Here is an 11,787-nt window from a genome sequence, read left to right as displayed (position 1 = left end):
TAGGGGTGAGCCGCGGCACACGCATCCCCCGCGCGACGGAGCACGCGACCCGGGGAATACCGGGGCGTTCACGATGCTTGCACGTGAATGAACCTGGGCGTTCGGCGCCCCCGTCATCCCAGAGAGGATCACCGTGACCGAGTACACGATCGGCTACATCGTCGGAAGCATCTCCAGCACCTCGATCAACCGCCGTCTCGCGAAGGCGCTCGAGAAGGTCGCCCCCGCGGGCGTGACCCTGAAGGAGATCCCGATCAAGGACCTCCCCTTCTACTCGCCCGACTACGACGGCAACTTCCCCGAGGTGGCGACGGAGTTCAAGAAGTCCATCGAAGACGCAGACGGCATGTTCATCGTCACCCCCGAGTACAGCCGCTCCATCCCCGGCGTGCTCAAGAACGCCCTCGACTGGTCGGCCCGCCCCTACGGCGAGGCGTCGTTCAACGACAAGCCGACCGCCGTCATCGGCACCTCGCAGGGCGGCGTCGCAACCGCCGCGGGCCAGCAGCACCTGCGCTCCGTGCTCCTGCACTACAACGCCCTCGTCCTGGGCCAGCCCGAGGGCTACATCCAGTCGACCCCCGGCCTCTTCGAGGAAGACGGCACCGTGACCGACGAGGGCACGGCCGCGTTCCTCCGATCGATCATCGAGGCGCTCGTGACGCTCATCGAGCGCACCGCGCCCGCCGAGGTCCCCGCGGCCTGACGATCGGGCATCACGGCGGGGTCGGGGTTCGCTCCGGCCCCGCCGTCGTTCCGGCGCGGGGCGGTCAGGGGTGTGGGGCGCGTTCTGTGCACGGGGGCGGACGATGCACGCCCCGATGCACAGAAGGCGCCCCGAACGACGCGACGCGAGACGTCGGTGTTCACCGCGGTGGTCAGCGCGAGGACTGCTCCTCGCGCCAGCCCTCCTCTTTCTGGATGTACTCGTTGTCGGCGAACGCCGCGAAGTCGGTCTCGTCGGTCACGCGACGCACCTCGAGCTTGTTGCCGGCGATGAGCGGTGCGCGCCGGGCCCACTCGACGGCCTCGTCGCGCGTCGACACCTCGATGATCCAGAAGCCGTTGAACAGCTCGTGCGTCTCGCCGTACGGGCCGTCGGTGACGACCGGCTCCTCGCCTCCGAACTCGACGACGAAGTTGGCGCTCATGTCCTCGGCCAGACCGTCGCCGGCGACGAGCACGCCCGCGGTGATCATGGACTCGTTGTACGCGCCCATCTCGTTGATGACCTGCTCGAAGGGGATCTCTTTGTACGCCGCGTACGCCTCGTCGGTGCCGCGCATGATCAGCATGAACTTCATCGTGGACTCTTCTCGTGGGTGCTCTCGCGAGCGATCTGAGGGGAGCGAATGCCTTCCCCTACTATCGCGTCGAACGGTGCCGGGCGGAATCGTCAGGGGCCGAGAGAATTTCCGGATGCCGCGGACGTGGTGCGGCGCGGAATCGCGGAAGTGCCCCGGAATCAGGGCCCGCGGCGGCACGGAGAAGATTCCGGTGCGCGCGTTCGATGCCGCGCCGCCGCCCGAGCGGTCGGGTGCCCGCTGAGCCGGCGCTCAGCCGAAGATCATCGGCAGGTCGTCGTCATCGTCGGCGCCCGAGAGGTCGAGGTCGGCCACCACGGGAACGTGATCGCTCGGAACCTCGCCCTTGCGTTCGTTGCGGTGGATCTCGGCGCCCTGCACGGCGTCGGCGAAGGCGCGCGAGCCGAGGATGAAATCGATGCGGAGCCCCTCGTTGCGGGGGAAGCGCAGCTGCTTGTAGTCCCAATACGTGTAACCGGTGGGAAGGAGGGGCCGCACGACGTCGGTGAGTCCGGCCGTCTCGAAGGCGGAGAACGCCGCCCGCTCCGCGGGAGAGACGTGCGTGCTCGCGCCCTGCACGATCGTCGGGTCGCCGTTGTCGGCATCGGTGGGCGCGATGTTGAAGTCGCCCGTCAGCGCGAGGGGCAGGTCGGGGTCGCCCGCGAGGGTGTCGGCGGTGTACTGACGGAGCTTGTCGAGCCAGTCGAGCTTGTACGTGAAGTGCGGGTCGTCGAGCCCGCGCCCGTTGGGCACGTACAGGCTCCAGACGCGCACGCCGCCCACGGTCGCACCGATGGCCCGGGCTTCCTGGGGAAGATCGGGGCCCTCTTTGCCCTTCTCGAAACCGGGCATGCCGGGGAATCCGATCTCGACGTCCTCGAGGGGCTCGCGGCTGGCGATCGCGACGCCGTTCCACTGATTCAGGCCGTGCGCGGCGACGTGATACCCCGCCTCTTCGAACGCGGCGTAGGGGAACTGCTCGGTCTTGCACTTGATCTCCTGCATCGCCAGCACGTCGATGTGCTCGCGCACGCAGAACTCGACGGTGCGGGTGACGCGGGCGCGGATGGAGTTGACGTTCCAGGTGGCCAGGCGCATGGCATCCAGCCTACTTTCGTGCACCGACATCGATGAGCGTGCGACAGGTGCCACACGGTCACCCCGCGACGTCCCCGTGCCCGCCCGCCGTGTGCCCGCCCCTCTAGACTCGACGCCGTGACCACCGCCTCCACTCCCGAGCTCGAAGCCGACCGTCAGGCGCTCATCCGCCTCATCTCCGACGAGGCGGTGTTCCACGGCGACTTCACCCTCTCGAGCGGCAAGAAGGCGACGTACTACGTCGACATGCGAAAGCTCACCCTCGACCACCGTGCCGCCCCCGCGATCGGGCGTCTCGTGCTCGACCTCGTCAAAGACCTCGACGGCGTCGTCGCCGTCGGCGGGCTCACGCTCGGCGCCGACCCCATCGCCAACGCCGTCATGCACGAGTCGGTGCACGCCGGCCGTCCGCTCGACGCGTTCGTCGTGCGTAAAGAGGCGAAGGACCACGGCCGCGGTCGTCAGATCGAGGGGGCCGACATCGTCGGCAAGCGCGTCGTCGTCGTCGAAGACACCTCCACCACCGGTCAGTCGGCGCTCAAGGCCGTCGAGGCGCTGCGCCGCGAGGGTGCGGAGGTCGTGGCCGTCGCCGTGATCGTCGATCGCAAGACCGGCGCACAGGCCGCGATCGAGGCCGAGGGCCTGCAGTGGCTCGCCTCGGTCGACCTCGACGACCTGGGGCTCGCGCCGCAGTAGTCGGATCGCCGCGCCGCCCGTCCGCGCCCGTCACGAGAACGGGGCCCACGACGCGAACACGCCGCCGAGGCGTGAGTCGGTGGCGCCGCCTGTCTCCTGACGCGGTCCGACCCACGGATGCCGGGCACCCGGCGCGCCGCCTCGATCCCGCCCTCAGGGCGAGTCGTCTCCCGGCCCCGGCCCATCGAACGGATCGCGGCCCCCGCCGCCGCGGCGCGACCGTCTCCACTGCACCACAAACGCGACGAGCGTTCCCAGCGTGATGAAGAAGGCGACGATCAGCCAGAGCGTGCGGTCGTCCATGCGGTCGTCCTCTCGGTGGGGCGGCTCAGAGACCCGCTTCGAGGCCCTCTTCGCCGTCGGCGAGGTCGGTCTCGAGGGGCTCCTGGCGCACGAGTTCGGCGACGGAGCCGAGGATCTCGTCGGGGCGGAAGGGGTAGCGCTCGATCTCGCGCTGGTCGCTGATGCCGGTGAGCACGAGCACGGTGTGCAGGCCCGCCTCGATGCCGGCGACGATGTCGGTGTCCATGCGGTCGCCGATCATGCCGGTGTTCTCGCTGTGCGCGCCGATCCGGTTGAGCGCCGAGCGGAACATCATCGGGTTCGGCTTGCCCACGATGTAGGGCTCTTTGCCGGTCGCCTTGGTGATGAGGGCGGCGATGGCCCCCGTGGCGGGCAGGACGCCCTCGGTCGACGGGCCCGTGGCGTCGGGGTTCGTCGCGATGAAGCGGGCTCCGCCGCGGATGAAACGGATGGCCTTGGTGATGGCCTCGAACGAGTAGTTGCGCGTCTCACCGACCACGACGTAGTCGGGAGCGGTCTCGGTCATGATGAACCCGGCTTCGTGCAGGGCCGTCGTCAGACCCGCTTCGCCGATGACGAAGGCGGATCCACCGGGCATCTGCGACTTGAGGAAGTCGGCCGTCGCGAGCGCCGACGTCCAGATCGACGCCTCGGGCACGACCAGGCCGGAGGCCCGCAGCCGCGCGCTGAGGTCACGCGGGGTGAAGATCGAGTTGTTGGTCAGCACGAGGAACGGAGTGCCCTCGGAGCGCCACTGCGCGAGCAACTCGGACGCTCCCGCGATGGGGGTGTTCTCGTGGACGAGAACGCCGTCCATGTCGGTGAGCCAGCACTCGATGTCGCCTCGGGTCCGCATGCGGCCAGCCTAGCCCCGGCCTCCGACACGCCGCCGGAACGAGCGCGGGCGGGCACGGCCGAAGCCGATGCCCGCCCGTCCGCGGTGGCGGATTACTTGAAGGTGTCCTTGACGTTCTCGCCGGCCTTCTTGGCATCCGCCTTCACCTGGTCGGCCTTGCCCTCGGCGGCCAGCTTGTCGTTGTCGGTCGCGTTGCCGATGGCTTCCTTCGCCTTGCCGACGATGTCCTGAGCGGCGTTCTTGATCTTGTCGTCGAGACCCATGGCCTGACTCCTTTACCTGTCGTGACGGCGTCGGCGGCGGGTGTTCGTCGCGACGGAGCGGGTGCGCTCGGGGATGAGACGAGACGACGGGACGATTCGTCACGCGATGTTCGGAAAATTTTCCCGCGTGCCGATATTCCTCGCACGGAATGCACCCGTGACGGCGGCGCGCGATCTGGTTAGGGTCGAAGGGTGGCGCGCACCGAATGGGACCCCGAGAACCTCCCCGACCTCACGGGGCGCTCCTACCTGGTCACGGGAGCCACCCGCGGCCTCGGCTTCTTCTCGTGCGTGCAGCTCGCCGCCGCCGGAGCCCACGTGGTGCTGACCGGACGCAACCCCAACGCCCTCGCCGCGGCGAAGGCCGCCGTCACGCGCGGTGATCCGGATGCCGACATCGAGACGCTGCTGCTCGACACCAGCAACATGGGGTCGGTGCGGGCGGCGGCCGCCACCGCCCGCGCACGCGGCCGGCTCGACGGTCTGCTGCTGAACGCCGGCGTGGTGCATCCGCCCAAAACCCGCGAGATGGCCGGCGGGCACGAGCTGGTGTTCGCTACCAACGTGCTGGGGCACTTCGCCCTGGCGGGCGAGTTGCTCAAGCCCCTCGCCACCGCGCGGGGCCGCATGGTCTGGGTGGGGAGCATGTCGACCTCGCTGTGGCGGCACGTTCCCACCGACCCCGAGCTCACCGAGGGCTACACCCCGTGGCGCGCGTACGTGCAGTCGAAGGCGGCGACGACCGCCCTGGCGCTCGAGGCCGACCGGCGGCTGCGGGCCCACGACGTGCCCGTCGAGAGTCTCGTCGCGCACCCCGGTTACTCCACGAGCGGGCGCACCCGCGGCATCCGGGGCGTGAACGAGCCGACGCGGCTCGAGCGCTTCCTCGACAACCTGCAGGCGCCCATCACCCAGTCCAAGGAGCACGGCGCCTGGGCGCTGGTGCGGGCGCTCGTCGACCCGCACGCCGAGGGCGGGGCGATGTACGGGCCGGCACTCGTCGCGCGGGGCGCCCCGCGCCCGGCCACGCCCGCGCGCCGCATCCGCGGGAGCGAACTCGGCGCCGAGCTGTGGCGCGCGTGCGAGACGGCGACGCACGTGCGCTGGCCGTTCGACCGCGCGCGGCGCGCGGCGTCGTGATCCGCCCCCGTCGATGTCGCCGGCGGGCCCTACAGTGATCGCATGGACCAGGCGATCGCCGACAGCATCGAGTTCGACGACGCCCGCGGCTTGAGCGCGGCCGAGGTGGGCGAACGGGTCGCCTCGGGGCAGACCAACGCGTTCACCGCCGACAGCAGCCGCAGCGCGTGGAACATCGTGCGGTCGAACGTCTTCACGCTCTTCAACGGGATCGTCGGCGCGTGCTTCCTCGTTCTGCTGCTGCTCGGCCGGTGGCAGGACGCCCTGTTCGGCGTGGCCGCGTTGTCGAACGCCGTGATCGGATGCGTGCAGGAGTTCCGCGCGAAGGCGGCGCTCGACCGGCTCGCGCTGCTCAACGCACCGCGCGCCCGGGTGCGCCGCGACGGGGTCGACGTCGAGATCGCCCCGTCCGAGGTCGTGCGCGACGATCTGCTGGTGCTGCGCGCCGGCGACCAGGTGTCGGCCGACGCCGTCGTCGTCGACTCGGGGGCGCTGCAGATCGACGAGTCGATGCTGACCGGCGAATCGGATGCCGTCGACAAGAGGCCCGGTGACGAGGCGCTGTCGGGATCGATCGTCGTGGCGGGCGAGGGCACGGCCCGCGTCGTGCGCGTCGGCGCCGAGTCGTACGCGAACGCCTTCGCCACCGAGGCGAAACGCTTCCAGCTCGTCTCGAGCGAACTGCGCACCTCGATCGACCGCGTGCTGCGGTGGGTCGGCTGGGGCGTCGGTCCCATCGGACTGCTGGTGCTGAACGCCCAGATGATGGTCGCCGGCGGGTGGGTGCAGGCGTGGCAGCAGGGCACCTGGTCGCAGGCCGTCGTGAACACGATCGCCTCGCTCACCGCGATGATCCCGCTGGGGCTCGTGCTGATGACCTCGATCGCGTTCGCCGTCGGGGCGGCCCGGTTGGCGGGGCAGAAGGTGCTCGTCAACGAGCTGCCGGCGGTCGAGGGCCTCGCGCGCGTCGATGTCATCTGCCTCGACAAGACGGGCACGCTCACCGCGGGCGAGATCCGGTTCGACGCCGCGCTGCCGCTGGCCGAACGGGCGGGGTGGCAGCAGACCCTGGGGTGGTACGGCGCGGCGCCCGACGCCAACGCCACGGCGCAGTGCCTGCGCGAGCCGTTCCCGGTCGAGGCCCCGCTCGACGCCTCCCGGCGCATCCCGTTCTCGTCGGCACGCAAATGGAGCGCGGTGTCGTTCGCCGCAGGCCCGTCCGGCACGTGGGTGCTCGGTGCGCCCGAGATGGTCTTCGGCGACGTCGCGGGCGACGCCGGCACCGAGCTGGGTGCGGCCGTGACCCGCTTGGCGTCGTCGGGGCGCCGCACGCTCGTTCTCGCCCACACCGACGCACCGCTCGACGACGCCGATGTCGAAGCCGAACGTTTTCCCGACTCGCCCGTGGCCGTCGCCGTGCTCACCTTCGTCGAGGCGGTGCGCCCCGACGCCGCCGAGGCGCTGGCCTACTTCCGCGACCAGGGCGTGGGCGTGCGCGTGATCTCGGGCGACAATCCCCGCACCGTGGCCGCGATCGCGCGCGAGGTGGGGCTCGAGGTCGACGAGGGCTACGACGCCCGGCGCCTCCCCGACGACGACGTCGAGCTCGGCGAGATCCTCGAGCAGCACACGGTGTTCGGCCGGGTCACCCCCGACCAGAAGAGGCGCATGGTCACCGCCCTCCAGGCGCGCGGGCACGTCGTGGCGATGACGGGCGACGGGGTCAACGACGCACTCGCGATCAAGACGGCCGACATCGGCATCGCGATGAACTCGGGCGCGGCGGCGACCAAGGCGGTGGCGCGTCTCGTGCTGCTCGACGGTCGGTTCTCGCACCTGCCGTCGGTGGTCGCCGAGGGTCGTCAGGTGATCGCGAACATCGAGCGCGTGTCGATGCTCTTCCTCACCAAGACCGTCTACGCGACGGGTCTCGCCGTGCTGTTCGGGGCGCTGGTGATGGAGTTCCCCTTCCTCCCGCGGCAGTTGTCGATCACCGATGGCCTCACGATCGGCATCCCGGCGTTCTTCCTCGCCCTGCTCCCGAACACCCAGCGCTACGTGCCGGGCTTCTTGAAGAGGTCGCTGAGCTTCGCGATCCCGGCCGGGATCGTCATCGCCATCGCGCTCACCGTGTACACGCGGTTCGCGCTGGGCATGGGGCTGAGCGTCGAGCAGCTGCGCACCGGGGCGACGATCATCCTCGCCATCGTCGCGATCTGGGTGCTGACGGTGCTCTCGCGGCCGGTCACGCGGGTGAAGGTGCTCGTCATCGGGGCCATGTTCATCGCCCTCACGGCGATCTTCACGGTGCCGGCGCTGGGCGACTTCTTCCAGCTGCGCGACCCGGGCGAAGACGGAGCGGTGCTGATCACGATGATCGTCGTGGTCGCGATCGCCGCGATCGAGGCGGTGCGCGTCGCCCATCGCCGGTTCGTGCGGCGTCTGCTGCGGGCCGATGCCGAGGGGCCTCGACGCTGACGCGACGGGTCAGATCATCGGCGTCGAGGCCGCAGACTCGGCGCCCGTGCGCGCGAAGTAGCGTCGGGCGTGCGGGGGGATCCACATCGCCGCGATGACCGTGAGCGCCGCGATCAGCGCCACGATGATCGTCGGGTCGAGCTCGGTCAACGCCAGCGCCGCGGCCTGCAGGACGACCAGGACCGTCAGGTAGGTGGTGAGCAGGGTGCGGGCGAGGCGACTGCCGCGCGCGAGCGCCGAGCCGCCGGCGACGGTGAGCAGGCCCAGCAGGATGGTCGCGGCACCCACGAGCGAGACGGGGAGCACGAGGTCGTCGGTCACCTCGTAGCGGGTGAGCAGCACGAGGATGCCGAGCGCCGTGTTGAGCAGCCCGCCCAGATAGACCAGCACGATCGCGACCGTGACGGCGACGGGGCGGCGCGCCGTGGCGGGAGTGGTCATGGGGGCCTCACGATCGACGGCGGGGCAGGGTGCCGGTGGGGTCAGCGTAGCGACAGCGGGGGCGATCCTCAGCGCGTCAGCCAGACCGAGGTGCCCGCGTCGTCGGGAAGCGTCACGTCGACGCCGTCCGCGCGCACCACGGCGTCGGAGACGACCTCGATCTCGTGCCCCACGTCGATGCCGCGCTCCACCAGCGCCCGCAGCAGCTCGGGGTCACGGTCGCTCACCCGCAGCACGCGCCCGGTGTGGCCCGTCGGCGCCTGGGCGAGCAGCACGAAGGCTTCGCGGTGCACCGTGCCGTCGGCATCCGGGATCGCATCGCCGTGCGGGTCGAAGCGCGGTCGCCCGAGCCGGGCGTCGATGCCCTCCAGCAGTCGGTCGCTGAGCGCGTGCTCGAGCACCTCGGCCTCGTCGTGCACTTCGTCCCAGGCGTAGTCGAACTCGCGCACGAGCCAGGTCTCGATCAGGCGGTGGCGTCGGATCACCCCGGCGGCGCGGCGGTCGCCCGCCGTGGTGAGCGAGACGGGACCGTACGGCCGGTGCGTCACGAGGCCCTGGGCGGCGAGCTTCTTCACCATCTCGGTCACGCTCGACGGGGCCAGGCCCAGCACGGCGGCGAGCTGCGAGGGCGTGATCGGGGAGTCCTGCCACTCGGTGTGGTGGTAGATCGCCTTGAGATAGTCGTCGGACACGGGCGATTCCACGTCGTCAGCCTATCCGCCGGCGAAGACCAGCCACAGGAGCACGGCGTTCAAAGTGACCAGGAACACCGATGCCAGCACCCCGCCGGCGGTGGTGAGCGGCCGGTTGCGGTGCGCGCCGAGCAGATCGCGCCGCGCGGTGAGGGCGACGAGGGGGATGAGCGCGAACGGGATGCCGAACGACAGCACGACCTGGCTGAGCACCAGGGCGAGCGTGGGGTCGACGCCGAGGGCCAGGATGACCAGTGCGGGGATGAGGGTGACGAGCCGCCGCACCAGCAGGGGGACGCGCACGCGCAGCAGGCCGTGCATGATCTCGGCGCCGGCGTACGCACCGACCGAGGTCGAGGCGAGCCCGCTCGCGAGCAGCCCGACGGCGAACATGGTCGCCACGACCGGGCCGAGTCCGTCGCGGAGAGCCGCGTAGGCGCCCTCGAGGCTGTCGGTGCCGTCGACGCCGGCGAGGTTCGCTGCGGCCAGCAGCAGGATCGCGAGGTTGACGGTTCCGGCGACCACGAGGGCGATGGTGACGTCCCAGCGGGTGGCGCGCAGCAGTCGGAGCGTCGAGATGCCGCGGGCCTGCTCGAGGTCGGCTGCCGCCGTCGGCGACCCGGGGGCGAAGCGGTCGCGGCTGAGTGCCGAGTGCGCGTAGATGGCGTGCGGCATGATCGTCGCGCCCAGGATCGACGCGGCCAGCAGCACCGAGTTCGTCCCCTCGAAACGCGGAACGAGCCCCTCGACCACGCCGGCGGGGTCGGGCGGCGCGAAGAACAGGCCGAAGGTGAATCCCGCGGCGATGATGAGCAGGAGCCCGATCAGCACGGTCTCGAACGCCCGCGCCCCCCGCCGGGACTGCACGACGAGCAGCAGCATCGACACGACGCCGGTGATCGCGCCGCCCCACACGAGCGGGATGCCGAACAGCAGGTTCAGGGCCACGGCGCCGCCGATGACCTCGGCGATGTCGGTGGCCATGGCGACGAGCTCGGCCTGTACCCAGTAGAGGCGTCGGGCCCAGGGCCGCTGGATGCGGCGTCCGAGCACCTGGGGCAGGCTCTCGCCGGTGACGATGCCGAGCTTGGCCGAGAGGTACTGGATGAGCCACGCCATGACGTTGCCCAGCACGACCACCCACACCAACAGGTAGCCGAAGGTCGCGCCGGCGGTCATGTTGCTGGCGACGTTGCCGGGGTCGAGGTAGGCGACCCCCGCGACCATCGCCGGTCCGAGCAGCCACAGCCCACGCCCGGGGGTGTGGCGTCGGTCGGCGACCAGGTCATTTTTCGGCATGCCGAAACCCTATCGATATTTCGGGTGACCGAAAAGCGGGGGAGTGGTCGCGGGTGCGGCCCGGGTAGCCTGAACCGGTGACGGATGCCGCTGACCCCGCGCCCGAGCCCCGGGTCGCGCCGGAACCCGACGGGGGCGCCGCCGCCCCGACCCACGGCGTCGGACCCTGGCCCGGGGAATGGCCCGACGACCCGCGGTACGACCCCGATCTCCTCGCCCACGGCGACACGCGCAACGTCGTCGACGGATACCGCTACTGGTCGATGGAGGCCATCGTCGCCGACCTCGACGCGCAGCGGCATCCCTTCCACGTCGCGATCGAGAACTGGCAGCACGACCTCAACATCGGATCGATCGTGCGCAGCGCCAACGCCTTCCTGGCCGCCGAGGTGCACATCGTCGGCAAGCGCCGGTGGAACCGCCGCGGCGCGATGGTGACCGACCGCTATCAGCACGTGCGGCACCACGAGGACGTCGCGGCGTTCACCGCCTGGGCGCGCGAGGCGGGTCTGCCCGTGATCGCCGTCGACAACGTCGAGGGATCGGTGCCGGTCGACCGGGCCGACCTGCCCGAGCGCTGCGTGCTGCTGTTCGGCCAGGAGGGCCCGGGTCTGTCGCCCGAGGCGATCGAGGCCGCGACCGGCGTGGTCGAGATCACGCAGTACGGGTCGACGCGGTCGATCAACGCCGCGTCGGCGGCCGCCGTGATCATGTACGAATGGTGCCGTCGCTGGGCGTGAGCCCGTGCGAGGGTGGAGGGATGCCGCAAGCCGTCACCCTCATCCGTTCGGCCTCGCTGTCGAGCGTCGCCGAGTACGCCTACGCCGCGACAGCCCCCGCCGAGGCCCGATTGATCTTCCTCGCGGGCTCCTGCCCCCTCGACGCCGACGGCGCGACCGTCGGGGTGGGCGACGTCACGGCGCAGGCCCGGAGGTGCGTCGACAACCTCGTCACCGCGCTCGCCGACGCCGGGGCGCAGCTCACCGACGTCATCTCGACGCGGGTGCTCGTGGCATCCACGCGTCAGACCGACCTGGTCGCGGCGTGGGACGTCGTGCGCGCCGCGTTCGGCGACCACGACGTGCCGAGCACGTTGATCGGGGTCACGGTGCTGGGCTACGACAGCCAGCTGGTCGAGATCGAAGCCGTCGCCGCGGTGCTCGACGAGGTCGCGGCCGAGGGCGTCGACGCCCGCGGCTGAGCCCCGACGCGGGTCG

14 protein-coding genes are annotated in these 11,787 nt (G+C 71.0%); 6 read left to right on the top strand and 8 right to left on the bottom strand.

From position 1 onward, the window contains the following. The first annotated feature begins 133 nt into the window (after window positions 1-133). Entirely contained in the window at window positions 134-706 is a 573-nt protein-coding gene (locus IFU19_RS01595) for an NAD(P)H-dependent oxidoreductase (RefSeq protein WP_192012734.1), read from the top strand. A gap of 172 nt (window positions 707-878) precedes the next feature. Here IFU19_RS01595 and IFU19_RS01590 read toward each other — a convergent pair whose 3' ends face one another. Both IFU19_RS01590 and IFU19_RS01585 read right to left on the bottom strand, forming a co-directional pair. Beyond that, on the bottom strand, window positions 879-1,304 hold the full coding sequence (locus tag IFU19_RS01590) for a YciI family protein (protein ID WP_191925329.1): 426 nt from the start codon (window positions 1,302-1,304) through the stop codon (window positions 879-881). A gap of 252 nt (window positions 1,305-1,556) precedes the next feature. After that, window positions 1,557-2,402, bottom strand: a complete 846-nt coding sequence (locus IFU19_RS01585) for an exodeoxyribonuclease III (protein ID WP_055934866.1) — start codon at window positions 2,400-2,402, stop codon at window positions 1,557-1,559. A 117-nt stretch (window positions 2,403-2,519) separates the two neighbouring features. On the opposite strand from IFU19_RS01585, the gene pyrE reads away from it, so the two are divergent. After that, entirely contained in the window at window positions 2,520-3,098 is a 579-nt protein-coding gene (pyrE, locus tag IFU19_RS01580; protein WP_055832727.1) for an orotate phosphoribosyltransferase, read from the top strand. Window positions 3,099-3,251: 153 nt separating this feature from the next. Here the strand turns inward: pyrE and IFU19_RS01575 are convergent, their stop codons facing one another. The 3 genes from IFU19_RS01575 to IFU19_RS01565 form a co-directional block, all read right to left on the bottom strand. Beyond that, window positions 3,252-3,401: a hypothetical protein gene (locus tag IFU19_RS01575; protein ID WP_156458661.1), complete on the bottom strand. Its 150-nt coding sequence runs from the start codon at window positions 3,399-3,401 to the stop codon at window positions 3,252-3,254. Between the two features lie 25 nt (window positions 3,402-3,426). Further along, window positions 3,427-4,257 carry an HAD-IIA family hydrolase gene (locus tag IFU19_RS01570; RefSeq protein ID WP_191916117.1) on the bottom strand — a complete coding sequence of 277 codons (831 nt, stop codon included), beginning with the start codon at window positions 4,255-4,257 and terminating at the stop codon, window positions 3,427-3,429. Window positions 4,258-4,349: 92 nt separating this feature from the next. Beyond that, on the bottom strand, window positions 4,350-4,520 hold the full coding sequence (locus IFU19_RS01565; RefSeq protein WP_055832729.1) for a CsbD family protein: 171 nt from the start codon (window positions 4,518-4,520) through the stop codon (window positions 4,350-4,352). 192 nt (window positions 4,521-4,712) lie between these two features. Here IFU19_RS01565 and IFU19_RS01560 point away from each other — a divergent pair, with 192 nt between their 5' ends. Next, window positions 4,713-5,660: an SDR family NAD(P)-dependent oxidoreductase gene (locus tag IFU19_RS01560; RefSeq protein ID WP_055832730.1), complete on the top strand. Its 948-nt coding sequence runs from the start codon at window positions 4,713-4,715 to the stop codon at window positions 5,658-5,660. 42 nt (window positions 5,661-5,702) lie between these two features. Continuing rightward, window positions 5,703-8,138 carry an HAD-IC family P-type ATPase gene (locus tag IFU19_RS01555; RefSeq protein ID WP_192012733.1) on the top strand — a complete coding sequence of 812 codons (2,436 nt, stop codon included), beginning with the start codon at window positions 5,703-5,705 and terminating at the stop codon, window positions 8,136-8,138. A 9-nt stretch (window positions 8,139-8,147) separates the two neighbouring features. On the opposite strand, the gene IFU19_RS01550 is transcribed toward IFU19_RS01555, so the two are convergent. The 3 genes from IFU19_RS01550 to IFU19_RS01540 form a co-directional block, all read right to left on the bottom strand. Continuing rightward, a complete protein-coding gene (locus IFU19_RS01550) occupies window positions 8,148-8,579 on the bottom strand; it encodes a hypothetical protein (protein ID WP_192012732.1) in 432 nt (143 codons plus the stop codon). Between the two features lie 68 nt (window positions 8,580-8,647). Beyond that, window positions 8,648-9,283, bottom strand: a complete 636-nt coding sequence (locus tag IFU19_RS01545) for an iron dependent repressor, metal binding and dimerization domain protein (RefSeq protein WP_192012731.1) — start codon at window positions 9,281-9,283, stop codon at window positions 8,648-8,650. Between the two features lie 9 nt (window positions 9,284-9,292). Next, on the bottom strand, window positions 9,293-10,570 hold the full coding sequence (locus tag IFU19_RS01540) for an Nramp family divalent metal transporter (protein WP_055832734.1): 1,278 nt from the start codon (window positions 10,568-10,570) through the stop codon (window positions 9,293-9,295). 77 nt (window positions 10,571-10,647) lie between these two features. Here IFU19_RS01540 and IFU19_RS01535 point away from each other — a divergent pair, with 77 nt between their 5' ends. Together IFU19_RS01535 and IFU19_RS01530 are read left to right on the top strand one after the other, a co-directional pair. Further along, window positions 10,648-11,310, top strand: coding sequence for a TrmH family RNA methyltransferase (locus tag IFU19_RS01535; RefSeq protein WP_055832735.1), 663 nt, complete (start codon window positions 10,648-10,650; stop codon window positions 11,308-11,310). Window positions 11,311-11,330: 20 nt separating this feature from the next. After that, complete coding sequence (locus tag IFU19_RS01530) at window positions 11,331-11,771, top strand: RidA family protein (protein ID WP_192012730.1); 441 nt, start codon at window positions 11,331-11,333, stop codon at window positions 11,769-11,771. The last annotated feature ends 16 nt before the right edge of the window (window positions 11,772-11,787 follow it).

The sequence above is a fragment of the Microbacterium sp. CFBP 8794 genome (assembly GCF_014841235.1).
GTDB lineage: Bacteria > Actinomycetota > Actinomycetes > Actinomycetales > Microbacteriaceae > Microbacterium.
Note: the sequence above shows the minus strand (reverse complement) of the source record. Positions and strands in the feature narration are given on the sequence as shown.

Excerpts from the sequence above, each read along its gene's own strand:
- IFU19_RS01590 (WP_191925329.1), bottom strand. The coding sequence starts at position 1,304 with ATGAAGTTCATGCTGATCATGCGCGGCACCGACGAGGCGTACGCGGCG.
- IFU19_RS01550 (WP_192012732.1), bottom strand. The coding sequence starts at position 8,579 with ATGACCACTCCCGCCACGGCGCGCCGCCCCGTCGCCGTCACGGTCGCG.
- IFU19_RS01570 (WP_191916117.1), bottom strand. The coding sequence starts at position 4,257 with ATGCGGACCCGAGGCGACATCGAGTGCTGGCTCACCGACATGGACGGC.
- IFU19_RS01575 (WP_156458661.1), bottom strand. The coding sequence starts at position 3,401 with ATGGACGACCGCACGCTCTGGCTGATCGTCGCCTTCTTCATCACGCTG.
- IFU19_RS01565 (WP_055832729.1), bottom strand. The coding sequence starts at position 4,520 with ATGGGTCTCGACGACAAGATCAAGAACGCCGCTCAGGACATCGTCGGC.
- IFU19_RS01555 (WP_192012733.1), top strand. The coding sequence starts at position 5,703 with ATGGACCAGGCGATCGCCGACAGCATCGAGTTCGACGACGCCCGCGGC.
- IFU19_RS01540 (WP_055832734.1), bottom strand. The coding sequence starts at position 10,570 with ATGCCGAAAAATGACCTGGTCGCCGACCGACGCCACACCCCCGGGCGT.
- IFU19_RS01530 (WP_192012730.1), top strand. The coding sequence starts at position 11,331 with ATGCCGCAAGCCGTCACCCTCATCCGTTCGGCCTCGCTGTCGAGCGTC.
- IFU19_RS01585 (WP_055934866.1), bottom strand. The coding sequence starts at position 2,402 with ATGCGCCTGGCCACCTGGAACGTCAACTCCATCCGCGCCCGCGTCACC.